The 26,734-nt window shown below is 71.2% G+C and carries 26 protein-coding genes; 9 read left to right on the forward strand and 17 right to left on the reverse strand.

The genetic code is table 11. The features are described from left to right. Positions 1-153 precede the first annotated feature (153 nt). Positions 154-2,811, forward strand: a complete 2,658-nt coding sequence (locus ACYVLJ_RS43830) for a lectin (RefSeq protein WP_460443138.1) — start codon at positions 154-156, stop codon at positions 2,809-2,811. A gap of 64 nt (positions 2,812-2,875) precedes the next feature. On the opposite strand, the gene ACYVLJ_RS43835 is transcribed toward ACYVLJ_RS43830, so the two are convergent. From ACYVLJ_RS43835 to ACYVLJ_RS43850, 4 genes are all read right to left on the reverse strand, one after another. Continuing rightward, entirely contained in the window at positions 2,876-3,670 is a 795-nt protein-coding gene (locus ACYVLJ_RS43835) for an enoyl-CoA hydratase-related protein (protein ID WP_451975977.1), read from the reverse strand. Between the two features lie 23 nt (positions 3,671-3,693). Next, on the reverse strand, positions 3,694-4,491 hold the full coding sequence (locus tag ACYVLJ_RS43840) for a family 1 encapsulin nanocompartment shell protein (RefSeq protein WP_460443139.1): 798 nt from the start codon (positions 4,489-4,491) through the stop codon (positions 3,694-3,696). Further along, positions 4,488-5,510: a Dyp-type peroxidase gene (locus tag ACYVLJ_RS43845; RefSeq protein ID WP_460443140.1), complete on the reverse strand. Its 1,023-nt coding sequence runs from the start codon at positions 5,508-5,510 to the stop codon at positions 4,488-4,490. The genes ACYVLJ_RS43840 and ACYVLJ_RS43845 overlap by 4 nt, the downstream gene beginning before the upstream one ends. Before the next feature lie 175 nt (positions 5,511-5,685). Continuing rightward, complete coding sequence (locus tag ACYVLJ_RS43850; protein ID WP_460443141.1) at positions 5,686-6,447, reverse strand: hypothetical protein; 762 nt, start codon at positions 6,445-6,447, stop codon at positions 5,686-5,688. A 287-nt stretch (positions 6,448-6,734) separates the two neighbouring features. Here ACYVLJ_RS43850 and ACYVLJ_RS43855 point away from each other — a divergent pair, with 287 nt between their 5' ends. Genes ACYVLJ_RS43855 through ACYVLJ_RS43870 form a run of 4 tightly spaced genes read left to right on the forward strand, consistent with a single transcriptional unit; the run spans position 6,735 to position 11,018 of the window. Further along, positions 6,735-8,381, forward strand: a complete 1,647-nt coding sequence (locus ACYVLJ_RS43855; protein WP_460443142.1) for an acyl-CoA synthetase family protein — start codon at positions 6,735-6,737, stop codon at positions 8,379-8,381. A 4-nt stretch (positions 8,382-8,385) separates the two neighbouring features. Further along, positions 8,386-9,354: a phosphotriesterase family protein gene (locus ACYVLJ_RS43860; protein WP_460443143.1), complete on the forward strand. Its 969-nt coding sequence runs from the start codon at positions 8,386-8,388 to the stop codon at positions 9,352-9,354. A 44-nt stretch (positions 9,355-9,398) separates the two neighbouring features. After that, a complete protein-coding gene (locus ACYVLJ_RS43865; protein WP_451975994.1) occupies positions 9,399-10,022 on the forward strand; it encodes a TetR/AcrR family transcriptional regulator in 624 nt (207 codons plus the stop codon). 48 nt (positions 10,023-10,070) lie between these two features. After that, on the forward strand, positions 10,071-11,018 hold the full coding sequence (locus tag ACYVLJ_RS43870; RefSeq protein ID WP_460443144.1) for a GNAT family N-acetyltransferase: 948 nt from the start codon (positions 10,071-10,073) through the stop codon (positions 11,016-11,018). On the opposite strand, the gene ACYVLJ_RS43875 is transcribed toward ACYVLJ_RS43870, so the two are convergent. The 8 genes from ACYVLJ_RS43875 to ACYVLJ_RS43910 form a co-directional block, all read right to left on the reverse strand. Continuing rightward, a complete protein-coding gene (locus ACYVLJ_RS43875) occupies positions 11,015-11,893 on the reverse strand; it encodes an alpha/beta fold hydrolase (RefSeq protein WP_451976000.1) in 879 nt (292 codons plus the stop codon). The genes ACYVLJ_RS43870 and ACYVLJ_RS43875 overlap by 4 nt on opposite strands. A 195-nt stretch (positions 11,894-12,088) precedes the next feature. Then, on the reverse strand, positions 12,089-13,180 hold the full coding sequence (locus ACYVLJ_RS43880) for an acyl-CoA dehydrogenase family protein (protein WP_460443145.1): 1,092 nt from the start codon (positions 13,178-13,180) through the stop codon (positions 12,089-12,091). Continuing rightward, a complete protein-coding gene (locus ACYVLJ_RS43885; protein ID WP_460443146.1) occupies positions 13,177-14,361 on the reverse strand; it encodes an acyl-CoA dehydrogenase family protein in 1,185 nt (394 codons plus the stop codon). Before ACYVLJ_RS43885 ends, ACYVLJ_RS43880 begins: the two co-directional genes overlap by 4 nt. Then, positions 14,358-15,581, reverse strand: a complete 1,224-nt coding sequence (locus ACYVLJ_RS43890) for an acyl-CoA dehydrogenase family protein (RefSeq protein WP_460443147.1) — start codon at positions 15,579-15,581, stop codon at positions 14,358-14,360. The genes ACYVLJ_RS43885 and ACYVLJ_RS43890 overlap by 4 nt, the downstream gene beginning before the upstream one ends. Continuing rightward, positions 15,582-16,598 (reverse strand): phosphotransferase family protein, encoded by a 1,017-nt coding sequence (locus tag ACYVLJ_RS43895; RefSeq protein WP_451976012.1) that lies wholly within the window; start codon positions 16,596-16,598, stop codon positions 15,582-15,584. Positions 16,599-16,707: 109 nt separating this feature from the next. Further along, positions 16,708-17,160, reverse strand: coding sequence for a MaoC family dehydratase (locus ACYVLJ_RS43900; protein WP_451976014.1), 453 nt, complete (start codon positions 17,158-17,160; stop codon positions 16,708-16,710). Between the two features lie 5 nt (positions 17,161-17,165). Continuing rightward, positions 17,166-17,927, reverse strand: a complete 762-nt coding sequence (fabG, locus tag ACYVLJ_RS43905) for a Rossmann-fold NAD(P)-binding domain-containing protein (protein ID WP_460443148.1) — start codon at positions 17,925-17,927, stop codon at positions 17,166-17,168. A gap of 255 nt (positions 17,928-18,182) precedes the next feature. Continuing rightward, positions 18,183-18,743 (reverse strand): HAD family hydrolase, encoded by a 561-nt coding sequence (locus tag ACYVLJ_RS43910; protein WP_460443149.1) that lies wholly within the window; start codon positions 18,741-18,743, stop codon positions 18,183-18,185. Between the two features lie 155 nt (positions 18,744-18,898). On the opposite strand from ACYVLJ_RS43910, the gene ACYVLJ_RS43915 reads away from it, so the two are divergent. Beyond that, the gene (locus tag ACYVLJ_RS43915; RefSeq protein ID WP_460443150.1) at positions 18,899-19,801 is read left to right on the forward strand and encodes a hypothetical protein; all 903 of its coding nucleotides are present in this window, start codon (positions 18,899-18,901) and stop codon (positions 19,799-19,801) included. Positions 19,802-19,820: 19 nt separating this feature from the next. On the opposite strand, the gene ACYVLJ_RS43920 is transcribed toward ACYVLJ_RS43915, so the two are convergent. Together ACYVLJ_RS43920 and ACYVLJ_RS43925 are read right to left on the reverse strand one after the other, a co-directional pair. Beyond that, positions 19,821-20,504 (reverse strand): glycoside hydrolase family 75 protein, encoded by a 684-nt coding sequence (locus ACYVLJ_RS43920; RefSeq protein ID WP_451976026.1) that lies wholly within the window; start codon positions 20,502-20,504, stop codon positions 19,821-19,823. Between the two features lie 389 nt (positions 20,505-20,893). Then, a complete protein-coding gene (locus ACYVLJ_RS43925) occupies positions 20,894-21,727 on the reverse strand; it encodes a MarR family winged helix-turn-helix transcriptional regulator (RefSeq protein ID WP_460443151.1) in 834 nt (277 codons plus the stop codon). A 267-nt stretch (positions 21,728-21,994) separates the two neighbouring features. Here ACYVLJ_RS43925 and ACYVLJ_RS43930 point away from each other — a divergent pair, with 267 nt between their 5' ends. Further along, the gene (locus ACYVLJ_RS43930) at positions 21,995-23,419 is read left to right on the forward strand and encodes an amidase (protein WP_460443152.1); all 1,425 of its coding nucleotides are present in this window, start codon (positions 21,995-21,997) and stop codon (positions 23,417-23,419) included. A 261-nt stretch (positions 23,420-23,680) separates the two neighbouring features. Beyond that, a complete protein-coding gene (locus ACYVLJ_RS43935) occupies positions 23,681-24,259 on the forward strand; it encodes a DUF3558 domain-containing protein (RefSeq protein WP_460443153.1) in 579 nt (192 codons plus the stop codon). 27 nt (positions 24,260-24,286) lie between these two features. Here the strand turns inward: ACYVLJ_RS43935 and ACYVLJ_RS43940 are convergent, their stop codons facing one another. From ACYVLJ_RS43940 to ACYVLJ_RS43950, 3 genes are read right to left on the reverse strand one after another with little or no spacing between them, the layout of a single operon-like run. Beyond that, complete coding sequence (locus ACYVLJ_RS43940) at positions 24,287-24,988, reverse strand: VOC family protein (RefSeq protein WP_460443154.1); 702 nt, start codon at positions 24,986-24,988, stop codon at positions 24,287-24,289. Then, positions 24,988-25,560: a hypothetical protein gene (locus ACYVLJ_RS43945; RefSeq protein WP_460443155.1), complete on the reverse strand. Its 573-nt coding sequence runs from the start codon at positions 25,558-25,560 to the stop codon at positions 24,988-24,990. The genes ACYVLJ_RS43940 and ACYVLJ_RS43945 overlap by 1 nt, the downstream gene beginning before the upstream one ends. A 32-nt stretch (positions 25,561-25,592) precedes the next feature. Beyond that, a complete protein-coding gene (locus tag ACYVLJ_RS43950) occupies positions 25,593-26,213 on the reverse strand; it encodes a class I SAM-dependent methyltransferase (RefSeq protein WP_460443156.1) in 621 nt (206 codons plus the stop codon). 94 nt (positions 26,214-26,307) lie between these two features. Between ACYVLJ_RS43950 and ACYVLJ_RS43955 the strand changes: the two genes are divergently transcribed. Beyond that, on the forward strand, positions 26,308-26,727 hold the full coding sequence (locus tag ACYVLJ_RS43955) for a MarR family winged helix-turn-helix transcriptional regulator (protein ID WP_451976056.1): 420 nt from the start codon (positions 26,308-26,310) through the stop codon (positions 26,725-26,727). The last annotated feature ends 7 nt before the right edge of the window (positions 26,728-26,734 follow it).

Consider the following 26,734-nt stretch of genomic DNA (forward strand, 5'->3'; position numbering starts at 1 on the left):
TGACGGCGGCGGCCGGAAAAAGTCATCGGTTTCACCCGGCCGTGTCCGGAACGCGACAGGATCACCACGGACCGTTGACAACGGTGTCACCGCGCGAGGACCGTTCCGATTCGCATCGGCTGAACTTGTGCTCAACGGCGAAGGACAAGTGACATGGTCTTGCGTACCCTCGTGCGGCTTTCCGCCGCCACCGCCTTGGCTCTGGCCGGGCTGATCCCCGTCCCCGCGTCCGCGGCGCAGCTGGTCACCGATCCGGCGTCGCTGGTCAACCCCTTCATCGGCACGTCCAACGCCGCCGACGACTTCCCCGGCGCGGACGTCCCGTTCGGCATGGTCCAGTGGAGCCCCGACACCCCGAGCCGCCCCGACGGCGGCGGCTACGAGTACAACGACTCGTCCATCACCGGCTTCAGCCTGACGCACCTTTCGGGGCCGGGCTGCGGTGCCGACGGCGACGTCCCGATCCTGCCGACCGTCGGCGCGGTCAACACCGGCGCGAGCGTGTCCTTCAGCCACAGCAACGAATCCGCGAGCCCGGGCGCCTACTCGGTGAACCTCGCGAACGGTGTGAACACCGAGCTGACCACCGCGCTGCGGTCCGGCATCGGCCGCTTCACGTTCCCCTCGACGTCGCAGGCCAACCTGCAGTTCAAGCTCAACGGCAGCCAGAACGGCACGTCGAACCAGACGTGGACGGTGGTCAGCCCGACCGAGGTGTCCGGTTCGGTCACCTCGGGGCACTTCTGCGGCGCGGGGTTCACCTACACGCTGTACTTCGACGTGGTCTTCGACCGGGCGTTCAGCTCCAGCGGGACCGCCGCCGCGGCCGCCGTCACCCCGAAGGCGTCGCCCGGGAAGCTGCACGGCACCGCCACGGCCAAGGCCGCCACCCCGGACGCGGGCCCGGGCAGCGCGTACGTCCGGTTCGACACGACGAGCAACCCGACCGTGCAGGCGAAGGTCGGCATCTCCTACGTCTCGGTGGCGAACGCGGTCGCCAACCGCGCGGCCGACATCCCGGCGTTCGACTTCGCCGCGACCAAGCAGGCCGCCCACGACAGCTGGAACGCCCTGCTCGGCCGGATCCAGGTCGCGGGCGGGACTTCCGCGCAGCAGCACGTCTTCTACACCGCGCTGTACCATTCGCTGTTGCACCCCAACGTGTTCTCCGACCGCAACGGCCAGTACATCGGGTTCGACAACCAGGTGCACACCGTCGCGAGTGGACACTCGGCGCACTACGCCAACTTCTCCGGCTGGGACATCTACCGGACGCAGGCGCAGCTGTCCGCGTTGCTCGCGCCGGCGCAGACGAGCGACATCGCGCAGTCGATGATCGCCGACTACGCCCAGGGCGGCACCCTGCCGAAGTGGTCGCAGAACAACGGCGAGACGTACGTGATGGTCGGCGACCCCGGCACCGCGATCCTCGCGAGCTACTACGCCTTCGGAGCCCGGAACTTCGACACGGCGGCGGCCCTGCAAGCGATGCTGAAGGAAGCGAGCACGCCCAACAACGTCCGGCCGGGTCTCAACGCGACGAACGCACCGGGCTACCTCCCGGCCAACGGCACCTACCAGTGCTGCAACTTCTACGGCCCGGTCTCGACGCAGCTGGAGTACGACACGGCGGACTTCGCGCTCTCGGCGTTCGCCGGGGCGCTGGGCGACACCGCGAACCAGGCGTTCTACGCCGGCCGCGCGCAGAACTGGAAGAACACCTTCAACAGCGCCAGCGGGTTCATGCAGCCTCGCGACGCCGGTGGCGGCTGGACCGGCGGCTTCTCCCCGGCGAGCGGCTCGAACTTCGTCGAGGGCACGTCGTGGCAGTACACCGGCATGGTGCCGTTCAACGTCGCGGGCCTCGCCGCGGCCCGCGGCGGCAACGCGTCGCTGGTGAGCTACCTCGACAGCGTCCTGGCCGGGTTCCACGGCAGCGGCGGCACGCAGGCCGACCTCGGCAACGAGCCGAGCCTGGAACTGCCGTGGGAGTACGACTACGTCGGCCAGCCGTACAAGACGCAGAAGGTCGTGCGGCAGGTGCAGGACCAGATCTGGACGGACGCCCCGGGCGGCCTGGCCGGCAACGACGACCTCGGCGCGATGAGCGCGTGGTACGTGTTCTCGGCGCTGGGCTTCTACCCGATGACGCCGGGCACGGCGGACCTGGCGCTGGGCAGCCCGCTGTTCACCCAGGCGGTGGTGACGCTCCCGAGCGGCGCCACGCTGACGGTGAACGCCCCGGCGGCGGCGGACAACGCCCCGTACGTCCAGAGCGCGTCGTGGAACGGCTCGGCGTGGAACAACGCCTACGCGCCGACTTCGGCCCTGACCTCGGGCGGCACCCTGGCGTACGCCTTGGGCACCTCGGCCAACACGTCGTGGGCGGCGTCGAACCCGCCACCGTCGTACGACGGGACCCTGCCGCACCTGGGCGCCTTGACGTCGGGCATCGCGGGCAAGTGCGCGGACGTCGCACAGAGCGGCACCGGCAACGGCACGCACGTCCAGCTGTACACGTGCAATTCGACGGGCGCCCAGAAGTGGTTCGCGGCCGCGGACGGCTCCCTGCAGGCCCAGGGCGGCTGCCTGGACGTGAGCAACAGCGGCACGGCGAACGGCACGAAGGTCCAGCTGTGGCAGTGCAACACGACGGGCGCCCAGAAATGGCAGCCCGCCACGGGCGGCGCGCTGGTCAACCCCCAGTCGGGCAAGTGCCTGGACGACCCGGGCAGCACCACCACGGACGGAACCCAGCTGCAGATCTACGACTGCAACCAGAGCGCGGCCCAGAAGTGGACCCTCGGCTGACGCTGTCGTGAATGGTCAGGGCGGTTCCCGCCGCCCTGACCATTCACGACCACTGCGGCAGACCCTAGGCCGGATAGGGCGGGAACTTCGGCTCGCGGCGCTCGTTCCAGCTGGCCAGGCCCTCGGCCAGCTCCGGACGGCCGAACGACTCGATCATCAACGCCGTCGCCTCGCGGGCCGCGTCCGCCAGGGGGAGCAGCGGTTCGCGGAGGAACTGCGCCTTCATCACGGCCATCGAGCGCGGGGCGCTGTAGGTCGCCAGCTCGGTCGCGTACGCGTGGGTGCGCAGCGGAAGTTCCTCCGCCGGGACCACTTCCTGGACCAGGCCGTAGTCGAACGCCTGCTCCGCGGTGAACGTCCGGCCCGAGAGCAGCAGGTCGCGCGCCCGGCCCTCGCCGATCAGCGACGGCAGCAGCTTCGCGACGCCGTACTCCGCGATCAGCCCGCGCCGGGCGAACGCCGTCGTGAACTTCGCGCCCGCTGCCGCGAACCGGACGTCCGCCGAGCACGCGATCACGAACCCCAGGCCCGCGCAGCCGCCGTTGATCGCCGCCACCACCGGGACGCCCACCGACGACGCCGCCAGCACGTCGCGGAAGTTCTCGTGCCCGCCGCCGCCCGCCGGGGGAGCGGTCGCGATGTCGTCCAGCAACCCCAGGTCGGCGCCCGGGCAGAACGCCTTCCCCGCGCCCGTGACGACCACCGCGCGCACGTCCGGGTCCGCGTCGGCCTGGCGCAGGAGACTGCCGTAGCGGGCCTGCATCGGCACGTCCATCGCGTTGCTGCGCTCGGGCTTGTCGAACGTCAGGGTCGCGACCGCGCCGTCCGCCGCGTACCGCACACCGTCCACTGTGGACATGACGTCTCCTCGGGGTTGCGGGCTCAGGACGTCAGGCCGACCGCGGCTTCGGCCGTGTTGACCAGGAAGGTCAGCGTCTCGTAGAAGTACAGCTCCACAGTGGACGCATCGTGGCCGGCGTAGCCGATCGACAGGTCCTGTCCGAAGTGGAGCTCGTAGTCACCGCCCCGGGTGGACAGCACGCAGGCGCCGTCGATCGCGGGCGCGCGCACCAGGTCGTCGACGAGCTCCTTGACGTGGTCGAGCACCGGGTAGCCGTGGTCGGCCGTCTCGACCATGGCGTCGTACGTGGCGTCGCTGAACAGCACGGCGTACGGGCCGCCGACCCCGGCCGCGCGCAACGCCGCCACCGCGTCGCCGATCGCCTTCGGGAAGTTCCGCGCCTCGCCCGGCAGGGACAACGCGGTCAGCGACGAACCCGGGCGGATCCCCTGGATGCCGGCGTTCGCGAACCCGTCGACCACGATCCGGTCTTCGGCGAGCGAGATCCGCCGCGCGGCGTCCTTGACCGGCTGCCAGTCGGCGTCCCGGGCACCCCGCTCCACGGAGTCGACGTCCTCCCGCGACACCGTGAACGGCACCCGCAGCTCGACGATCCGCTGGGCCGTGCGCAGGCTCGCCGAGACGCCGTCGGCCGGGCCGTCGACCGCGTCGCGGTGGCCGGTGCCGATCGCGGCGAGCGCCGGGTCCCCGGCGACCACGACGTCGACGACCCGCCGCGCGGCGGAGTACTCGCTGAACGTGCGCTTGGCCTCCGCTTCCAGGTCCGCCCACGCGGCGGCCGAGATCGGGGCGAGTTCGCGATGCAGGTTGTTCGTCACCGAGTGCTCCTTCGAAGGCTGCCGATACCCAACGACGGCGAATCCGGCACGGTCGCCGCAGGCCCCGGCGCGGCCGGGAAGTCCGGTGGATCCTCGAGGAAGTCCACCGTGGGAACGTAGAACAACGCGCCGGTCAGCGCGGTCGAGAAGTCGAGGATGCGGTCGTGGTTGCCGGGCGGGGAACCGACGAACATGTTCTCGAGCATCCGTTCGATCACGGCCGGCGTCCTGCAGTAGCCGATGAAGAGGGTGCCGAACTCGTCGTGGCCCGGCCGGCCGAACGGCATGTTCTCCCGCAGGATCTCAAGCTCGTCGCCGTTTTCGTCGGTGATCACGTTCAGCGCGATGTGCGCGTTCGACGGCTTCTCGTCGTCGGAAAGTTCGAGGTCGGAGAGCTTGCGCCGGCCGATGGCCAGCTCCTGCTGCTCGGTGCTCAGCGCGTTCCAGGCCGCCATGTCGTGCAGGTACTTCTGGACGACCACGTAGCTGCCGCCGTCGAACGCGGGGTCGTCGTCGACGAACACGGCCGCGGCGGCGCCCCGGCCGGTGGGGTTCTCGGTGCCGTCCACGAAGCCGAGCACGTCACGGGCGTCGAAGTAGCGGAAGCCGTGCACCTCGTCGACGACGGTGACCGCGCCGCGCAGCCGGTCCATGATCAGCGTCTCGAGCTCGAAGCACAGGTCCATCCGCTCGGCGCGCAGGTGGAACAGCACGTCGGCGTCGGTCGTGACGCTGGTGTGGCGGGCGCCTTCGAACACCGGCAGCTCGTGCAGCAGGGCGGGCCGCGGCCCGCCGTAGAGCCGGTCCCACGCCGCGGAGCCGATCCCGGCCACGCAGGTCAGCCCGCCGTCCTGGGCGCGGAACCCGACGGTGCGGCACAACCCGGACAGGTCGGCGAGCAGGTCCTTCGCGGCCTGCTCGCCGCCGGGTCCGATCCGGACCAGCAGGAAGACCGCGGTCCGGGTCAGCGGCGCGACGACGCTCTGCGGCTCCGGCGCGGACCCACCCTCGTGCGCCACATGCCCTCCCGCTCCCGTGATCGTCGACTGCATCGTAACCACGGAACGCCCCGCGCACCCGGCGGACTCGCGGTTCGAAACCACCGAACCCGCCGGCCGGCCGGAAAACCTTGTGCGATAGGGCTTTCCGGCCGCGCTCGGCCGGCCGGGGTTGGATTTCCCGCGGATCAGCGCGCTAACGGCTGCAGGGCGCGAGCGCGTCCAGGCCCCGGGGCTTGGCCGCGGTGCGGCCGATGGCGGTGGCGATCCGGTCGATCGTCGCGACGCGCTTGTCTTCCAGCGGGCCGAGGATGGCGTTCTGCACGAAGTTCGGCCCGCCCTCGCCCGCGCTGGTGACGAGCCGGTTGTCGGCTTCGGCGATCTGCGTCTTCAGCAGGTCGAGGTTGCGCTGGACCTCGGCCTGCGCGGACGCCGGGATGGCGGGCAGCCGCGAGGCGACGTCGGGGCAGGTGATCCGCCCGGCCGCGGCGGCGCCCGTGCTCGAAGCGGGGGTGGTGGCCGAAGGGGCCTGGCCGCCCAGCGAGCACGTCGCCAGGCCGCCGAGGTTCTGCGGCTTCGTGCCCTGACGGCCGATGGCGATCGCGATGCGGTCGATCGTCGAGGCGCGCTTGTCCTTCAACGGCCCCAGGATCGCGTTCTGCACGAAGTTCGGCCCACCCTGCCCGGCACTGGTCGCGAGCCGGTTGTCGGCCTCCGTGACCTGCGTGTCGAGCAGGGCGAGGTTGCGCTGCACCTCGGCCTGCGCGGACGCCGGGATGGCGGGCAGTTGCGAGGCGACGTCCGGGCAGCTGATCCGGCCGCCCGAGGCAGCGCTCGCCGCGCCGGGCCGGCCGACCGTCGTCGCGATCACCAGTGCTCCTGCCGCGAGGGCGAGGCCGAGGGCCGCCGTCGCGATCTTCGTCCGCCGCGTGAGGCGGTGCCGTCCGGTACCAGGCATGAATCACTCCAAGTTAGCGTGAACACAAGGGTGCCACCCGGGCAGCGCGCGGTTTTTCCGAATGGTGCGGCCGAGCCGGCCGCGGACGTCATCGTGGCCGCTCGACCAGGGCGTTGTCCAGCGGAATGCGACGAGCGGCGCGCGGCTGAACCATTTCGAACCGGGCGCCGTATTGTCCGGTGAAGCGCAATTCCTGGCCACGCGGGGAACCCGGGTCTTGACGTGGACCACCACGGCCTCCTAGCGTCGCCATACCGACCGGTCGGTGTCCAAGGGAGGTCACTGGAGTGAGCTGGTACGACGCGAAGCCCTGGCTCGCGAGCTACGACGAACGGGTCCGGGCCGCGGAACCGGCGAAGCCGACGACCCTGCCGGAGACGTTCCGCCGCGCCGCGGACCACGTGCCCGACCGGGCGGCGATCGCCTACTTCGACGCGAGCCTGACCTACCGCGAGCTCGACGAGCTCTCCGACGGCGTCGCCCGCTACCTCACCGGGCACGGGTTCGAGCGCGGTGACCGGCTCGCCCTGGTGCTGCAGAACATCCCGCAGTTCGTCATCGCGCTGCTCGGCACGTGGAAGGCCGGCGGGATCGTCGTCCCGGTCAACCCGATGTACCGCGAGCGCGAGCTCACCCACGTCTTCACCGACGCCGGCGTCAAGGCGATCGTCTGCTCGCAGCGCGGCTGGAACGCCTACATCGGCGAAACGGCCGCGGGCCTGGACATCAAGCTCACCACCAGCGAGCTGGAGTTCCAGACCCGGAACGACGAACGCGTGCTGGGCAAGGTCACCCGCGAAGAAACGCCGGGTGCCACCGAACTCCTCGAAGCCGCCGCCACCCCCGGCCCCAAGCCGCCGGAACCGGCGTTCGCGCTCGACGACACCGCGCTGATCAGCTACACCTCCGGCACCAGCGGCACGCCGAAGGGCGCGACCAACACCCACGGCAACCTCGGCACCAACGCCGCGGGGCTCGGTTCGTTCAGCGGCCTGCCCGCCGGCTCGACGCTCTTCGGGCTCGCGCCGCTGTTCCACATCACCGGCATGGTCTGCGAAGTCGGCTCCGCGATCGACATCGAGGGCACGCTCGCCCTGGCCTACCGCTTCGACGCCGGGGTCGTGCTCGACGCCTTCCTCGAGCACCGGCCGTCCTACACGGTCGGGCCGTCGACCGCCTACATGGCGCTGATGGCCCACCCGGACTTCGGCCGCGACCACTTCTCGTCGTTCCACCTGCTCTACTCCGGCGGCGCCGCGCTGCCGCCCGCGGTCGTCGAGGCCTTCCGCGCGAAGACCGGGCACTACATCCACAACGGTTACGGCCTCACCGAGACGACCGCCGGCTGCGTCGTCGTCCCGGGGCACCTCGAGGCGCCGATCGACCCGGAGTCGGGCACGATCTCGATCGGCCTGCCGGTGCCGGACACGATCGTCCGGATCCTCGGCGAGAACGGCGAAGAGCTGCCGTTCGGGCAGGCGGGCGAAATCGCCGTCGAGGGCCCGATGGTCGTCTCCGGTTACTGGAACCGGCCGGACGCGACGGCCGAGGCGCTGCCCGGCGGGCGGCTGCTCACCGGCGACATCGGGTTCATGGACGAGCGCGGCTGGGTCTACGTCGTCGACCGCAAGAAGGACATGATCAACGCGTCGGGCTTCAAGGTCTGGCCGCGCGAGGTCGAGGACGTCCTGTACACGCACCCGGCGGTCCGCGAGGCCGCCGTCGTCGGGGTCGCCGACGAGTACCGCGGCGAGACGGTCAAGGCGTACGTGAGCCCGGCGCCCGGCGCGAACGCCGATCCCGCGGAGCTGGTGGCCTGGTGCAAGGAGCGGCTCGCCGCCTACAAGTACCCGCGCACCATCGAAGTCCTCGACGAGCTGCCGAAGACCACCAGCGGCAAGATCCTGCGCCGCGAACTGCGGGCCCGGGGGTAGCGGCGTGGTCGAGACCGTCCGCGGCGCGATCGCGCCGGAAGCACTGGGCAAGGTCCTGATGCACGAGCACCTCTTCGTGCTCAGCCCCGAATTCGCCGAGAACTACCCGGAACACGAAGGGTTCCGCGAGGAGGAGCACGTCCCCGAAGCGATCCGGCGGCTCAGGGAGCTGAAGGACGCCGGGATCGACACGATCGTCGACCCGACGGTGATCGGCTTGGGCCGCTACATCCCGCGCGTGCAGCGGGTCGCCGCCGAGGTCGAGGTCAACATCGTCGTCGCGACCGGGCTCTACACCTACCACGATGTGCCGCACTACCTGCACTTCCGCGGGCCGGGCACGATGCTGCAGGGCGAGGACCCGCTCGTCGGGATGTTCGTCGGCGACATCCGCGAGGGCATCGCCGGGACCGGCGTCAAGGCCGGGCTCCTCAAGTGCGCCACCGACGAACCCGGGGTGACGCCCGGGGTCGAGCGTGTGCTGCGCGCGGTCGCCAAGGCGCACAACGAGACCGGCGCGCCGATCATGACCCACACGCACGCCGGCACCCGGCGCGGGCTGGAGCAGCAGAACGTCTTCGAGGACGAGGGCGTCGACCTCGGCCGCGTGCTGCTCGGGCACTCCGGCGACTCGACCGACCTCGGCTACCTGACCGAGCTGGCGGACCGCGGGTCGCTGCTCGGCATGGACCGGTTCGGCCTCGACCTGCTGCTGCCGTTCGAGCAGCGGGTGAACACGGTCGCGGCGATGTGCGAGCGCGGCTACGCGGGCAGCATGGTGCTCTCGCACGACGCGTCCTGCTACATCGACTGGCTGCCCGCCGAGCAGCTGCCGGTGCTGACGCCGAACTGGCACTACCTGCACATCACCCGCGACGTGCTGCCCGCGCTGCGGGAGCGCGGGGTGTCCGAACCGGACATCACGACGATGCTCGTGGACAATCCGCGGCGCTTCCTGTCGTGGCGCGGCTGAGCCGTTATCCTGGTGCGTCTTGACGCGGAGAGGGGGTTCTTGCGGTGACCCGAGCAAGCACCCGTAAGCCCGGCGAAGCGGGCGACGACCAGGCCGCCGTGCCGCGGCGGCTGCTGGAGCACGCCACGAAGCTGTTCGCCAAGAAGGGCTTCGACCGCACGTCCGTCCAGGAGATCGTCGAGGCCGCGGGCGTCACCAAGGGCGCGATGTACCACTACTTCGGCTCGAAGGACGACCTGCTCTACGAGATCTACGCGCGCGTCCTGCGCGAGCAGACCCGGCAGCTGGAGAGCGTCGCCTCGTCGGACGCCCCGCTGCGGGAGCGGCTCGGAGCCGCGGCGTCGGACGTCGTGGTGTCCAGCATCGACAACCTCGACGACAACACGATCTTCCTGCAGTCGATGCACCAGCTGTCCCCGGACAAGCAGAAGGACGTGCGCGCCGAGCGCCGCAAGTACCACGAGCGCTTCCGCGGCCTGATCGAGGAAGGCCAGGCGTCGGGGGAGTTCCGCACGGACAAGCCGGCCGACGTGGTCGTCGACTTCTTCTTCGGCTCGGTCCACCACCTCGGTTCCTGGTACCGCCGCGGCGGCACCCTGACGGCGCGCCAGGTCGGTGACCACTACGCGGACCTGCTGCTGGACGCCCTGAGGCCGCCGGTCGCCTAGCCCGGAAATCGGTTCGACGGCCGCGCGGAGTGCTGGCACAGTCGCGCCATGGCCGACGACGACCTCCTGACCGCCGCGGACGTCCAGCTCATGCAGGACCTCGCGCAGCGGGTCACCGCCACGCGCCCCGATCTGGTGAACAGCGACGCGTCGTACGGCGAGCTGGCCTGGAACTTCGGCAGGGGCCAGGCGACCCTCGGTGCGAGCTGGCGGCGCCGGCTGTGGTTCTCCGGGGCCGAGCTGGTCGCCTGGGGCTGGGCGCAGCTGCCGCACCGGGTGCGGCGGACCGACGGGTCCGTCAAGGACGTCAGGGGTGCCTATCTGGCGTACCAGGTGCACCCCGGTGCGGCCGAGCTGGCCGACGAGGTGATCGGCTGGTTCGACGCCACGGCCGGGGCCGTGGAGCGGACCGTGCTGCCGGGCGCCGCCGACGAGCACGGCCTCGCGCGGTGGGCCGCGCACGGCTACGGGCCGGACCCGGACGGGCAGGGCGACACCGGTTCGTGGACCCTGCTCAACGAGCGCGACCTCACCGACGTCGAAACGCCCGTCCTGGCGGACGGCTACCGCTTCCGCACCGCCGGCGAAACGAGCCCGGAGGCCGTGGTCCAGGCCCACCGCAGCGCCTGGCCCGCCTCGACGTACGACGTCGTCGCGTACGCGGGCGTCCGCGCCACGCCGGCCTACCGCGGTGACCTGCACGTCCTCGTCGAAGCACCGGACGGGACGATGGCGGCTTCGGCGGTCCTCTGGCTCGACGAGGTCACCAAGACCGTCGAGTTCGAGCCGGTCGGGACGCACCCGGGCCACCGGCGGCTCGGGCTGGGCCGGGCGCTGCTGCTGCACGGGATGCGGCTGGCGCGGGACGCCGGGGCGAACCACGCGATCGTCGCGTGCCTGGGCGCGCCGGGGCACTCCGCCGCGCGCGGGCTCTACCACGGCGTCGGGTTCCGGGAGCTGTCGCGGGACGTGCCGCTGCTCAAGCCGGCCGGTTAGTGCTGCCGGAGGTGGTCGAGCAGGAGGGCGATCACCTCGTCGGGCGCCTCCATCGCCATCCACTGGCTCGCGCCCTCGATGATCTGGAAGCGGTACTCCGCGTCGATGTGGTGGACCGTGAGCTCGGCCGCGCTCTGGCCGAGGTACGGGTCCTCGCTGCCCCACAGGTAGAGCGTCGGCACCGTGATGCGGCCCGCCGGGACGTCGAATGCGTCGTTCGTGGCGCCGCGGTACCAATTCAGCGTCGCGGTGAGCGCGCCCGGCTCGGAAAGGCGATCGACGGTCCGTTCGACGATTTCGACCGGAATCCGCCGGTTGTAGACAGCGCGTAATTGCGCGGCTTCGTCGCGTAAGAGGAATTTCTCGGCTTTGCCGACGCCGCGGCGGAAGAAGCGGATGTAGCCGAGGTCGTGGAACTGCCCGTCGTCGGTGGCGACGGCGTGCTGCAGGGCCTTCGGGTGCGGTGTCGAAAGCACGCTCAGCGAGCGCAGCCGTTCGGGGTGCGTGGTCGCGACGACCCAGGCGAGCATGCCGCCCCAGTCGCGTGCGACCAGGTGGAACCGGTCGGCGCCCTGGCTGTCGGCGAAGGCGAGGACGTCGCCGGCCAGCTGTTCGATCGAGTAGTGCTCGACGCCGTCCGGGCGCGCCCCGCGGGCGTAACCGCGCTGGTCGACGGCCAGCGCGCGGTAGCCGGCCTCGCCGAGGGCGTGCAGCTGCTCGGTCCAGGAGTCGGCGAATTCGGGCCAGCCGTGCAGCAGCAGGACGAGCTCGCCCGTCTCGGGGCCGGCCGCGAGCGCGCTGTGGTGCCGGCCGCCGGCGACGACGGTCAATTCTTCCAGCGTCCCGGCTTCCGTCGGCGCGACGGCGAATTCCATGGCGCCCAGGCTAGATCCCGGCGGCAGGGGAGAACCATGGGAAGAAGGGCACTTTTGCCACCCTTTTGCCGACCGGGTGGCCTGGCTCACAGAATTTTCGCTCATCTGAGCGAAAATACGAAAGAAGCCGAAGAGGATTCACAAATCGTCCGTGAAAGCCACCTCGGGTGAGCCGAGGTGGCCTTCACGGACGGGTCAGGCCGGGAGGTTGACGAGGTCGGCCAGGCGGGCCCGGTGGCGGCCCGGGGTGCCGAGGGCGAGCTCGTCCGCCTTCGCCCGCTTCAGGTACAGGTGGGCCGGGTGCTCCCACGTCATGCCGATGCCGCCGTGCAGCTGGATGGCCTCCTCGGCCGCCTTGACCGCGATCGGTGCGTTGCGGGCTTGCGCGACCGCCACCGCGATCGGGACGTCGGTGCCCGTGGCCAGCGCGTCGGCCGCGTTGCGGGCCGCCGCGCGGGCGAGGACCAGGTCCGTGTAGAGGTTCGCCAGCCGGTGCTTCAGGGACTGGAACCCGCCCACCGGCCGGCCGAACTGGTAGCGGCCCTTCAGGTACGAGACCGTCTCGGTCAGGGCCCACTCGGCGACGCCGGTCTGCTCCGAGGCCAGGATGCCCGCCCCGAACAGCAGCGCCTCTTCCAGGGCCGAAGCCGCGTCCGGGCCCGAAGCGGCGAGCACCGCCGGGGCGTCCGAAAGCGCCACGTCGGCCACCCGGCGCGTCAGGTCGAACGACACCAGCTCGGTCACCGTCGCGGCCGCCGCCTCGACCACGTACAGCTCCGGCCCGTCCGGACCCGCGGCCGGCACGACCAGGAGGTCGGCCACCGACGCGTCGGCCACCGTGCCCACCCGGCCGCTGAGCCGGCCGCCGGAAACGGTCACCGAGGACGGGAAGCCCGCGCCCGGCGCCGTCGACAGCGGAACGGCCAGCGCGCCGATCGCCTGGCCCTCGGCGAGCTTGCGGACGAACTCGGCCGCACCCGCGCGGACCAGGGCCGTCGTCGCCAGCACGACGCTGCCCAGGAACGGCACCGGCGCCACGCTGCGGCCCAGCTCCTCGGCGACCACGGCCACCTCGCGGGCCGAAGCGCCGTGCCCGCCCAGGTCTTCGGGCACGGCCAGCCCGGCGACGCCGACCTCGTCGGCCAGCGTGCGCCACAGCTTCAGGTCGTAGCCCTCGGCCGTCTCGACGCGCGCCAGCAGCGCCTCCGGAGTGGCCTTCGCCTTCAGCAGGTCCCGGACCGAAGCCCGCAGGTCCTCCTCGACGTCGGAATAGAGCAGGTCGGTCATCGGGGGAGGTCCTTCCAGGCGACGTCCTTGTCGACGCGCGGCTCCGAGGGCAGCCCCAGCACGCGCTCGGCGATGATGTTGCGCAGGACCTCCGAGGTGCCGCCCTCGATGGAGTTCCCCTTCGCGCGCAGGTAGCGGTAGCCGGCTTCGCGGCCGGTGAAGTCGACGATCGCCGGGCGCCGGAACGTCCAGTCGTCGTAGGCCAGGCCTTCTTCGCCGAGCAGCTCGACCTCCAGGCCGGTGAGCGCCTGGTTCAGCTCCGAGAACGCGACCTTCATCGCCGACCCCTCGGGCCCGGGCGCCCCGGCGGTCAGCTGCTGACGCAGCCGGGTGCCGGCCAGCCGCAGCGTCTCGGCCTCGACCCAGCGCTGGACCAGGCGGTCACGCAGCTCCGGCGTCCGCAGCTCGGGGCGTTCGCGCCAGGTCCTGGCGACGATGCCGATCAGTCCGCCTTCGCGCGGCTGGACGTGCCCGCCGATCGCGACGCGTTCGTTCATCAACGTCGTCTGCGCGACCTTCCAGCCCTCGCCGACCGCGCCGAGGCGCTGGCTGTCGGGGATCCGGACGTCGGTCAGGAAGACCTCGTTGAACTCGGCCTCGCCGGTGATCTGGCGCAGCGGCCGGACCTCGACGCCGGGCGCGGTCATGTCGCACAGGAAGTACGTCATGCCCTGGTGCTTCGGCACGTCCGGGTCGGTGCGGGTGACCAGGATCGCCCACTGCGACTCGTGCGCGCCCGACGTCCACACCTTCTGGCCGGTGACGATCCAGTCGTCGCCGTCGCGCACGGCCCGGGTGCCCAGCGCGGCCAGGTCGGAGCCGGCGCCCGGCTCGCTGAACAGCTGGCACCACACCTCCTCGCCGGTCCACAGGGGACGCAGGTAGCGCTCGCGCTGCTCCGGCGTGCCGAAGGCGAGGATGGTCGGCGCGGCCATGCCGAGGCCGATGCCGATCCGGCGCGGGTTGTTGTCCGGCGCGCCCGCGTCGGCGAACACACCGTCCACAACGGACTGCAGTGCCCGGGGCGCGTTCTGCCCGCCGAGCCCGGCGGGGAAGTGGATCCAGGCGAGCCCGGCGTCGAACCGGGCCCGCAGGAAGTCCATGCGGTCGGTCGACGCGGGGTCGTGCGTGGCCAGGAACTCCTGCGCCTGGCGCGTCAGATCTTCGGCGGTGACAGTCACTTCGCGCCCTCCGACAGGTACTTCTTCAGTTCACGGCGGGCCAGGGACCGCTTGTGGACCTCGTCCGGCCCGTCGGCCAGGCGCAGCGTGCGGTTGCCCGCCCACATCGCGGCCAGCGGGAAGTCCTGGCTGACACCGCCCGCGCCGTGCACCTGCACGGCCTTGTCCAGGATCCACTCCACGGCGGCCGGCGTCGAGATCTTGATCGCTTGGATCTCGGTGTGCGCGCCCTGGTTGCCGACGGTGTCCATCAGCCACGCGGTCTTGAGCACGAGCAGCCGCTGCTGCTCGATGCGGACGCGGGACTCGGCGATCCAGTCCTGCACCACGCCCTGCTGGGCGATCGGCTTGCCGAACGCCTCGCGCGAGATCGCGCGCCGGCACATGAGCTCCAGGGCCCGCTCGGCCATGCCGATGGCGCGCATGCAGTGGTGGATGCGACCGGGGCCCAGCCGCGCCTGGGCGATCGCGAAGCCGTCGCCCTCGCCGGCGATGAGGTTCTCGGCCGGCACGCGGACGTCCTCGAACAGCACCTCGGCGTGGCCGCCGTGGTCGCTGTCGTCGTAGCCGAAGACGTGCATGCCGCGCTTGACCGTCAGGCCCGGGGTGTCGCGGGGGACCAGGATCATGCTCTGCTGCTTGTGGGGCGGACCGTCCGGGTCGGTCTTGCCCATGACGATGAAGATCTTGCACGCGGGGTTCATCGCGCCGGAGATGTACCACTTGCGGCCGTTGATGACGTACTCGTCGCCGTCACGCCGGATCGCGGTCTCGATGTTGCGGGCGTCGGAGGAGGCGACGTCCGGTTCGGTCATCGCGAACGCGGACCGGATTTCGCCTTCCAGCAACGGTTCCAGCCACTGCTTCTTTTGCTCGTCGCTGCCGAACATGGCCAGCACTTCCATGTTCCCGGTGTCCGGGGCCGCGCAGTTGAGCGCGGTCGGCGCGAGCCGGATGCTGCGCCCGGTGATCTCCGCCAGCGGCGCGTACTGCAGGTTCGTCAGGCCCGCGCCGTGCTCGCCGGGGAGGAAGAAGTTCCACAGGCCGCGCTTGCGCGCCTCGGCCTTCAGCTCGTCCATGACCGGCGGGATCGCCCACGGGTCGTCGCGCTCGGCCAGCTGCTGCTCGAACACGGGCTCGGCGGGGTGGATGTGCGAGTCCATGAACTCGAGGAGCTTCCCGCGCAGCTCCTCGGTCTTCTCGTCGAACGCGAAGTCCATTTACTTCTCCTCTTTGAGAATCTCGTTGCCGTGCGAGATGAGCAGCGGGACACCGGCCCCGACGCCTTCGAAACCCGCGCCGACCGTCTTCCCCTGCTGGTAGCGGTAGTGGATGCCTTCCAGGATCACGGCCAGCTTGAAGAACGCGAAGCTGACGTACCAGTTGAGCTGCGAGACGTCGCGCCCCGAGCGTTCGGCGTAGCGGGCGACGACCTGGTCGGTCGTCGGGTAGCCGGGCGCCGAGCTGGCGTTCGAGACGAACTGCAGCGACACCTTGTCGCGCTCGGCGTAGGCCACCAGCAGCGCGAGGTCGGTCAGCGGGTCGCCGAGGGTCGACATCTCCCAGTCGAGCACCGCGGAGATCTCGTCGCCGGCGTCGACCAGCACGTTGTCCAGGCGGTAGTCGCCGTGGACGATCGACGGCTGCCCGGACACCGGCACCGCCGCGGCGAGCCGGTCGTGCAGCGTCTCGATGCCCGGCAGGTCCCGGCTGCGGGAGCCGTCCAGCTGCTTCTTCCAGCGCCGCAGCTGCCGCTCCAGGAAGCCCTCCGGCCGGCCGAAGTCCCCGAGCCCGACGGCCGCCGGGTCCACGGCGTGCAGGTCGACCAGCGTGTCGACGAGCGCGTCGGCGATCACCCGCGTGCGGGTCTCGCCGAGTTCCGCGAGCTCTTCGGCGGTGCGGTAGGGCGTGCCCTCGACGAAGCTCATGACGTAGAACCGGGCGCCGAGGACGTCCGGGTCTTCGCAGAGCAGCAGCGCCTCGGGCACCGGCACGGCGGTGTCGTGCAGGCCGGAGATCACCCGGAACTCGCGGGACATGTCGTGCGCGGTCGGCAGCACGTGCCCGAGCGGCGGGCGGCGCACCACCCAGCGCGAGCGGCCGTCGCCCACGACGTAGGTGAGGTTCGACCGGCCGCCCTGCACGACGTCCGCGGTCAGCTCCCCGGCGACCATCCCGGGCCGGTGCGCGTCCAGGTGGGCGCGCAGGCGGACCAGGTCGAGTCCTGGCGGGTTCATGCAGCCTCCTCAAGCTTCGTCCGGGCGAGCATACCGACTAGTCGGTATGACGTACAGAGACGCCCGGGAAGCGTCACTTTCCCGGGAAAGTGACGCTTCCCGGGAGGTGTCACGCGAGGAAGCGGGTGACCCATTCGGCGACGCAGGCCGGCTTGGCCGCGTCCTCGATCTCGACGGTCCACCGCGACACCGCCTGCTTCCCGCCCTCGATGTCGGTGATCTCGACGAGCTCGGCCCCGGCACGCACCTTCGAGCCGACCTTCACCGGCTGCGGGAAGCGGACCTTGTTGAGGCCGTAGTTGATGCCCATCTTGATGCCGTTGACCTTGTAGATCTTCGGGCCGAACGCCGAGAGCAGCGACAGCGTCAGGAAGCCGTGGGCGATGGTGCCGCCGAACGGGCCCGCCGCCGCCATCGGCTCGTCGACGTGGATCCACTGGTGGTCGTCGGTGGCGTCGGCGAACTGGTTCACCCGGTCCTGGGTGATCGTGTACCAGTCGCTGTAGCCGAGGTGCTCGCCGACCGCCGCGGCGAAGGCGTCCAGGTTCTCGAACTCGCGCATCGTGATCAGTCCTTCGGTCCGCCGGCGGCGTAGATGACCTGGCCGGAGATGAACCCGGCACCCTCGCTGACCAGGAACGACGCCAGGTTCGCGATGTCCTCGGGCGTGCCGACGCGCTGCACCGGGATCTGCGACGCGGCCGCGGCCTTGAAGTCCTCGAAGCCCATGCCCAGGCGCTCGGCCGTCGCGGCGGTCATGTCGGTGGCGATGAAGCCCGGTGCGATCGCGTTGGCCGTGACGTTGAACTTGCCCAGCTCGATGGCGAGGGTCTTGGTGAAGCCCTGCATGCCGGCCTTGGCGGCGGAGTAGTTGACCTGGCCGCGGTTGCCCAGCGCGGACGTGCTGGACAGGTTGACGATCCGGCCGTACTTCTCCTGCGTCATGTACTTCTGCACCGCGCGGGTCATCAGGAACGAGCCCTTGAGGTGCACGCCGAGCACGGAGTCCCAGTCCTGTTCGGTCATCTTGAAGATCAGGTTGTCGCGGGTGATGCCGGCGTTGTTGATCAGCACGACGGGCGGGCCGAGCTCGCCGGCGACCCGGGTGACGGCCGCTTCGACCTGCTCGGCGTCACTGACGTCCAGCGCGACGCCGACGGCCTTGCCGCCCTTCGCGACGATCGCCTCGGCGCCCTGCTTGACGCCGGCCTCGTCCAGGTCCAGCAGCGCGACGGCGAAGCCGTCATCGGCCAGCCGCGCGGCGACGGCGGCACCGATGCCGCGGCCGGCACCGGTGACCACGGCGACACGGGAAGGGGAATCGGTCACGGGGACCTCCTCGTCGTTGAGAAGCGGGCTCGTGCCCGCGAGCCTACTAAGCGGTTGGTCACCCGCACAGTACGCGTGATCGCCCCCGGAGTCGTGTGACCTTGCGCAGGATCATAGCCATGGCCGGAGACCGGAACCCGGAATGCTCCACTCGGGGGAACCGCTTCGGGTACTCCGGTGCGCGGAACCCTTGACTTGCCGGCTCGTGGTGCGGTATCGGCGGGCCCGCCGGAGGGTGCTCCCGGCTCGGGTGGGTCAGGGCAGCTGCTCGTCGTAGTCGGGCAGTTTGAAGCCCTTTTCGTAGTTTCCGCCGGTGAAGTCGCCGGGGCGGTTGCCGACGTTGGCGATGATCGTGTAGCCCGCGGCCGCGTACTCCTTGCGGCAGCGCTGTTTCGTGTCGGTGGCGTGCTGCTCGCCGCTCCGGCGGACGCACACCTTGTCAACGGGGTAGCCGACGCTCGTCAGAGCCTCCTTCGCGTCCGATGCGTCGCTGCGGAAGCTGGCGACGAGCACGCTGACACCGAGGCTTTCGGCGTGCCGGGCGAAGTCGAGGACGTCCGGCGTGGCGTGGCCGGGCCGGTAGTGGGTTTCGAGGGCGGTGTTGTCGATGTCGGTCACGATGGCGAGCTTCGAACCGCCGTGGGAGACCCGGGTGTCGAGGTAGCCGGTACCGCCGGTCATGGCCTGGTGGACGTCGGCGAGCCAGGTCTCGAAGCTCGGCAGCCCGCTCGCCGAGGCGGGCGCGGCGGTTCCCGCGGCGAGCACGGCGCAGGCGAGGGCGCGGGCCGCGACGCGGGTGACAGCAGTTTTCCGCATGGGTGTGGTCCTTCGTGGTCGGCGGCGAATCCTTGTGCCGCAGCGGTTTCGACGTCCACGAGGGTGACCACTCCCGTCTCGGCGGGGTACCCGGCGAAAGTCGTTAACAGTATTCGGGGCTCGTGCTCCGCGGCGAAAGCGAGGATCATCGGCACATGCCCGAGACGTCGTTCGCCTGCGCGCTCAGCGCCGCCATCGGCCGCGCGGGGCTCAGCTTGCGCGGGCTCCAGCGCGCCCTGGAAGTGCGCGGCACGCGGGTCAGCGTCGCGACTCTGAGCTACTGGAGCAGCGGTCGCAGCCGGCCCGAGCGCGACGTGGCCACGACCCTGGCCACGTTGGAGGAGGTCCTGCACCTGCGCGGTGGCGAACTGTCCGCGGTGCTCGGTGCCCGTCGCGGCCGGGGCCCGGCCGTCCGGTCCACACAGGACGTGCACCGGATGGCGAACGCCTGGGGCGCCCCGGTCTCCCTGCGCGACGCGCTGGCCGACTGCACCGTGCCGCCGGTGCGCACGGTCGCCCGGTGCGACACGCTGTACCTCGACCACGAGGGCGTGAACCAGCGGCTGGTCGCCGCCGTGACGCTGGTCGCCACCGGGACGGCCCGCAGTGCCGTCGTGCTGGTGCGCGGTGCTTCCCGGGACCGGATCCCCGTGCTCGGCCGGACCCGCGGCTGCGTCCTGCGCCGCCGCCGGGTCGTCGCCGGGCAGGGGCTCGCCCTGCTGGAACTGGACCTGGACCGGCCGCTGTTCGCGTCCGAAGCCGGCCGGATCGAGTACGAAGTGCTGTTCGACGACGACGTCCGCAACGACCACTGGTTCCACCGGACCCACCGCACGGTGCGGGATCTGCGGCTGACCGCGGTGTTCACGCCGCCGATGACGCCGGCCGCGGTCGCCGTCGTGGCACCCGGCCCGCACGGGGGCGTCCGGCGGACCGCGACGGGGTTCACGGCCGCGGCGGGCAACGTCCGCCCCGGGTGTTTCGGGCTTCGCTGGAACTGGCCCGAGGACGCCGCGGTGAACCCGGCCCGGAGCCGGCCGTCCGAAAGGGACCGCTGACTCCGGGCCGGGGACCGGGCTAGAGACCCATGCTCGCGCCGAGGGTGTTCAGCGCTTTGTCGACCAGGGCCTGGGCGTTGCCGTTCAGGGTGGCGTTGGTGCCGTTCACGACCCAGGACGAGCCGGAGAAGATCACGACCGTCACGCCGTTGTCGACGCCGCCCGTGGTGCCGCTGCTGGGAATGCCCAGCAGCGAGGCCGACTTCACCGACGCCTCGCCCAGTTCGCGGGAGTCGTTGTCCGAGGTGGTCTGGTTGTTGCCGGTCTGCGTGTCACCGAAGATCGCGCCGATCACCTTGCTCTTGTAGAACATCAGCGCGAACTGCCTGCCCTTGATGTTGTGTTCCTTGTAGAAGAAGTGCGGGCAGGGGGACTTGCGGTCGTAGCAGTCGTCGCCCAGGACGTAGAACGGCACGTGGTGCGCGGCCAGCTGCTTGCCGTTGCTGTCCTGGAAGGTCGTCTCGCCCTGGTGGTCGGGATCGGGGTCGGGGTCGCTGCCGTCGTCGTCCACGGCCAAGCTCGAGCTGTAGGCGTAGACGCCCTTCGTCACCTGGTAGACGTTCACGTTCTGGGACCGCGTCATGGTGTTGATGTGGGGCTTGGAGTTGACCTTGTTCGCGGTCGTGCTGTTCTTCTTGACCCCGGCCAGGACCTGCGCGGCCGTGTAGGTCGCGCTGTCCGGGGTGGCGGTGGTGGTGGTCATCGTGGCGGCGTCGGCGGAGTGGAGGGCGAAGGGCGTGGCGAGCGTAAGAACCGTCGTGGCCGCCAGAGCGAAGCGCTTACGGGATGACATGGCTGGGGGTGTCTCCCTTCAATCGTTAGGAACCTTTCCTAACTGAGGGGACCACCGGCGACCTCGGTGACGGAAGGACTTTTACCAAGATTTTGGGGAAATGTCCCGGTGTCCGGAGCACGGCGGCGGCGGGGTCGTCGAAACCGGTCTCACGGGAGCCGGTCACGCCGCGGCTGGAGGCACTCGCGCACCCGGTCCCGCTGCGCACCCTGGCCGGCACGCCACCGGCGAGCCGGCCCGCGCCTGGGAGCTTTCGCCGCCCGAGGTGTCCCCGCCACCTCGCCGTGCTGCGCCGGCCACTACAGCGGGAAGACCTTCCGGAAGGCGGCGGAGAGCGGTTCGAGGTCGGCGACCAGGCGGTCGAACTCGTCCGCGCTCAGCGCGCGGTACGGCGCCTCCGCGAGCCGGTCGGTCATGGCCTCGACCCGGTCCTTCGCGGCCCGGCCGGCGGCGGTCAGCCAGCCGTCGGTCCCGATCAAGCCGCGTTCACGCATGCCGTCGATGACCGCCGTGAGCCGCGCGGCGGGGAGGTGACCGACCCGGCCGAACTCCTTCGCGGGCATGCCGGCGGACAGGGCGTGGAGCACGTGGGCCTCCGTGCCGCCGATGCCCTCGGCGAGCAAGGCGACGACGTGGCCGTCGCCGCGGTGCTCGCGCAGCAGCGTGGCCGCGTGCCACAGCCGGGCCACGGGTTCCTGCGGTGCCGGAAGCGCGCGGAGGGCGGCGAAGAGGGCGCGTCCCTCGACGGGGGCGCTGGTCGCGGCCTTCAGCAGGAGATCGCCGGCGCGCGCGACGGCGGGGTCGCCGGCGAGGTCGCCGAGGATGCGCCGCATGCCCGCGGCGCAGCCCTGCTCGCGGGCGGCCAGTGCGGCCTCGGGCGTGGTGAGGTCCCAGACGCGCGGGAGGTGGCGCGCCACTTCGCCGGGCGCGAAGTTGTAGAAGATCGCGTGGACCAGCTCGGCAGGCACCCCGCGGCCGAGCGGCGCGGCGCGTCCGGCGAAGTAGGCGTCCCACGGGTTGCGCAGGCCCAGGGCCATCAGGGCGGCGTCCGGCTCGTCGGCGAAGTAGGGGACCAGGCCGATGGGCTCGACCAGGTCGAACATGCGGCGGGCTACGGGTTCCGGGTGTGCCATCTCGTCTCCTGTGGTCCTGGCGGTGCGCTCGTCGTGGCCCGCTCACCTGCTCCACGAACGGCCGGCACCGGATCCGACAACGGCCCCGGAAATTGAGACGTCCATCCTGTTGCCCGCCGGGGCGGCTCGTGGCTCCTGCGCGTTCAACCGGCCACTTTCGGGGCTCTGACCTGCGGCGGGGCACCTTCGACGGGGGAGCGCCGCCTTCCGGCCGTTGCGTGAACGGAAATTTCGTGGCTGCTCCGGCCGGTGGCTAGCTTCGGCGCCATGGAGTGGAGCTTTCAGACGGCCGAAGAACTCGTCGCCGCGATGCGCGCCGGTGCGGTGACGTCGGTGGAACTGACCGAAGAGGCCATCGCGCGGATCGAGCGCGAAGACAAGGCGATCAACGCGATCTGCGTACCGGACTTCGCCCGTGCACGCGCCACCGCGCGCCGGGCCGACCAGGCCCGCGCTCGGGGCGAGGACCGGCCGCTGCTCGGCGTCCCGGTGACGGTCAAGGAGTCGTACGACATCGCCGGGCTGCCGACGACCTGGGGCATGCCGCCGCACCGCGACCACGTGCCGGCCGAGGACGCGGTCCAGGTGTCGCGGCTCAAGGCCGCGGGCGCGGTGGTGCTCGGCAAGACCAATGTGCCGCTGGGGCTGCAGGACATCCAGAGCTTCAACGAGATCTACGGCACCACGAACAACCCGTGGGACCACGGCCGCACGTCGGGCGGGTCCTCGGGCGGGTCGGCGGCGGCCCTGGCGTCCGGGTTCGGCGCGTTGTCCCTCGGTTCCGACCTCGCCGGTTCGCTGCGCACCCCCGCGCACTTCTGCGGCGTCTACGCGCACAAGCCGACACTCGGCCTGGCGGCGTACCGCGGCATGGTCCCGCCGTCCGAGCCGGCCCTGCCGGTCGACCTGGACCTCGCCGTCGTGGGCCCGATGGCGCGTGCGGCCCGCGACCTCACGCTCCTGCTGGACGTCATGGCCGGACCGGACCCCCTGACGCACGGCGTGGCGTACCGCCTGGAGCTGCCGCCGGCCCGCCACGAGCACCTCCGCGACTTCCGGGTCCTGGTCCTCGACGAGCACCCGCTGATCCCGACCGGCGCCGCGGTCCGGGCAGCCGTCAACGGCGTGGCGGCCGCGCTTGTCGACGGCGGCGCCCGCGTCGAACGCCACAGCCCGCTGCTGCCGGACCTGACCGAAGCCGCGACGCTCTACATGCAACTGCTGATTTCGGGCTCGGTGGCGCGTTTCCCCTTGGACCCGCACGAGTTGCCGGACGACGGGAGCCTCGACGCAGTGCGGCGCCGCGCCCTGTCGTTCAGCCACCACGACTGGCTGGCGGCGAACACCCGCCGAGACCACCACCGCCAAGCCTGGCGACGGTTGTTCAAGGAGTTCGACGCGGTGGTGTGCCCGATCACGCCGACCCCGGCGTTCCCGCACGACCACCACCCGAACCCGCTGGAACGGCGAATCGACATCGACGGAACCGACTACCCGTACTTCGACCAGCTGGTCTGGGCGGGGGTGGCGACCATGCCCGGCCTGCCGGCAACGGCCATCCCGGCGGGCAGGTCCCCGGAGGGCCTGCCGGTGGGCGTCCAGCTCATCGGGCCGATGTTCGAAGACCGCACCCCGCTGCGGTTGGCCGAGTTGGTGGAGCAGAAGATCGGCGGCTTTCAGGCACCGAGGTAGTGGGCCCGGACCCGAACTGCGCGCGGGGTGCGGCGGTGCACGAGGAGGACGGTCGCGCGGCGGGCCGCTGGCTACACTGCGTCGGAGCGTGGGGAGGCGATGCCGACGTGGTGTTCAACGCGGACGTGACGTGGCGCCAAGGCGCCAAGGCGCCGAGCTGGACGAGGAACTCGGGCACATCCGGTTCACCGGGCGTTCTGGTGACGGCGCAGTGATCGACGACCCTGTCCGCTGGCACGTCAAGCCGGGAGCCAGCCACCCATGACCCGCCGCGCCTCCGCCGTTGTCCTCGCGCTCGTCCTCACCACCAGCTGCTCGCCCGGCCCGCCGCCCGGTCCGGCCGAGCCGTCGGTGTCCGTCCCGCCGATCCCTGGAACCGGGCTCGCCGGCGCCGCCCGCTTCCGCGCCGACCCCTGCGCCGCGGTCACCGTCGAACAGCTCAACGGCCTCGGCTTCACCGGCGGCCACCGCACCACGGACGGAAACCGGTGCGTCACCAGGTTCGGCCCGGTCGCCGGCGTCGACACCGTCAACCGCGGCAACAGCCTCCACACGCTCTACCTCGAGCACGCCCGCGGCCACGACACCGGCAACCACTGGGAACCCGTCACCATCGACACGACCTACCCGGCGGTCATCGTCGCCATCGACGACAACGTGCCCGGCAAGCAAGCCGACGGTCCACTCGGCTGCACCCTGGCCCTCGCCGCCGACGAAACCACCCTCGTCTACATCACCGCCGCCACCTATGACAAACCGGAAACCGGTCCCTGGCACCACGACCCCTGCGGCGCCGCCCGGAAAATCGCCGAACTCACCGTCCACAACCTCACATCGTGAGCCGAGCTTTCTCGGCGACGGCGGCTGTCACCCCGGCTGAGGTGATCGCACGCAGAACTCGGTGCCGTCCGGATCCGCCAGTACGACACTGCCGTCGTCGCGAGCCACGAGGCGCGTAGCACCGAGGGAGATCAGCGCGTCGACCGCTGCCGGCTGGTTGCCGTCCGTTGGGAGTAGCTCGAAGCGCTGCCGGTCCTGTGACGCGGGCGGGCCGTCCCACGTGTCCCAGGCGATTTTCGTTCCGCCGTGTGGTGATTGGATCGCGGTCTGCTCGCCGCGGTCCCACACCAGGGGCCAGTCCAGGGCCTTGCTCCAGAACAGGCCGGTCTCGCGGCTGCCGGCGCAGGTGAGTTCGCCGAGCGGGCCGCACCCGGCGAGATAGGCGTTGCCGGGCTCGATCACGCAGAACTCGTAGCCCGCCGGATCGGCCAGGACGACGTGCGTCTCTTCGGGCCGCTGCCCGACGTCGACGTGGCGGCCGCCGAGCTGGACCGCCGTGGCTACCGTGTGCCGCTGGTCGGCGCCGATCAGGTGCAGGTGCATCCGGTTCGCGCCGAGCCGGCCGGCGCGGCCTGGCACGAACCGCAGGCCGAGCTGGGTGTCCCCGCCGGGCAGCAGCACGCCGCCGTTGTCCTCGACGACCTCCCGGCCGAGCAGGGCGGCCCAGAAGCGTGCCGCTTCAGCCGGGTTGTCCGCCTCGAACGTCACCGCCAGCAGTCGCAAAGGCATCACCGGACCGTAGACACCGCCCCGGGAGGCGGCAACTGATGCCCGTGAGCGGGCTGGGTCGCGGGAAGAGTCGAACGCAATCGTCGCGCGAGTGCTTGCACGACACGCGCGGGCAGCCCCAAAGTCGGCATCGATTGCAGCTCTGCCTCGAATTCGAGATCGACCTCTCCGCAGCCGCAATCCAGATATTCCTCCGCGGCGAAGCACCGGTTCGCCAGGTCCGAGTCGAAGTCCGGGGACGCGAACCGGGCCAGGAGGCGAATCATCGGCGCACTGACCTCAGCCGGCCGGGCGCGGAGGTCGTCCGCCATCAACCGGGCGACGAGATCCGTCGTCTCGTCTTCACCGGGGACCAGGATTTCGTGCCGCGCGCACACGGCGTCCGCCAACGGGGCGGTGTCCCACCCGTTCGCCCGACGGTTCAACCCGGCCAGTTCGGCGATCTCGGGATCTTCGTTGCCTTCCAGCAGCAGGCTGACCGCGACATCCGGCCAGTCGCCCGGCTGCAGGCAACCGCGGGATTCGGCCGCCCTCGCCACCAAGAGCGCGGTTCGCGTCGAAGCGTCGTCCACCCCGCGACTCTAGCTTCCGCTCGTCGGCGTGGTCAGGACAAATGCGCCGACAACAGCCACGCCGGGGCCGACTTGCGGCCGTTGCCCTCCTCCCGGACGTCGCTGCCGGCGAACGCCGCGAAGTCCGGGAAGTTCTCGGCGACGTTGGCGTGGATGCGGGCCGGCCGGATGTCGTCGATCGTCCAGTACGCGCCCACCACCTCCCGCAGTTCCGCCGCGGAGACCGGGTTGACCTTGTCCGAGGGCACGGTCGCGCTGTCGAAGACCAGCACGAAGTAGGACGCGCCGGGCGCCGCCGCGCGCACGATCGATTCCTGGTACCCCCGGCGCAGTCCGACCGGCATCGAGTGGAACAACGTGCTGTCCACAATGGTGCCGAACCGGCCGTCGTAGCCGGTGAACGTGCTGATGTCGGCGACCGCGAACGCGGCGTTGGGCAAGCCGCGGCGGGTGGCTTCCGCGCGGGCCAGCTCGATCGCCGTCGGCGACTGGTCCAGACCGACCGTCGTGAAGCCCAGCTCGGCGAGGCGGAGCGACGTCGCGCCCTCGCCGCAGCCGGCGTCGAGGACCTCGCCGTGGAACGCGTCGATGAGCGCGGCGATCTCGGGTTGCGGTTCGCCGATGCTCCAGGGCGGACGGAAGCCCACCCCCATCTCGGGAGCTTGGCCACGGTAGGCGGATTCGAACAACGGTGAGTTCATGCACCCCAGAGTGTCAACTGGGTTGATATATGTCAACATGGTTGACATGGACAGCTTCCGGGACGAGCCGCTCGGCTACCTGCTGCACCGCGTCACCGCGGCCCTGCGCGCCGAGGTGGCCGCCACCGTGCTCGGGCCCGCGGACCTGGCGGCGCCCGCGTACCTCTGCCTGCGGATGCTGGCGCGGTCGCCCAAGTCCAACGCCGAGCTGGCCCGCGAAGCCCAGGTGTCACCGCAGGCGATGAACAAGGTGGTGCGCGAGCTGCAGGACCGCGGCCTGGTGACGCGCCCCGCCACGGTGCCGTCCGGGAGGGCGTTGCCCGCCACGCTGACGCGCGAGGGCATGACCGTGCTCGCGCGCCTCGATCCCGAGGTCGCCGAGGCCGAGGACCGGGTCCTCGCCGGGCTCGACGACCACGGCCGGCACGAGCTCCGGCGGCTCCTCGTGGCGGCGTTCCCCCGCTGACGAAGAT

Source organism: Amycolatopsis stemonae (assembly GCF_054781455.1).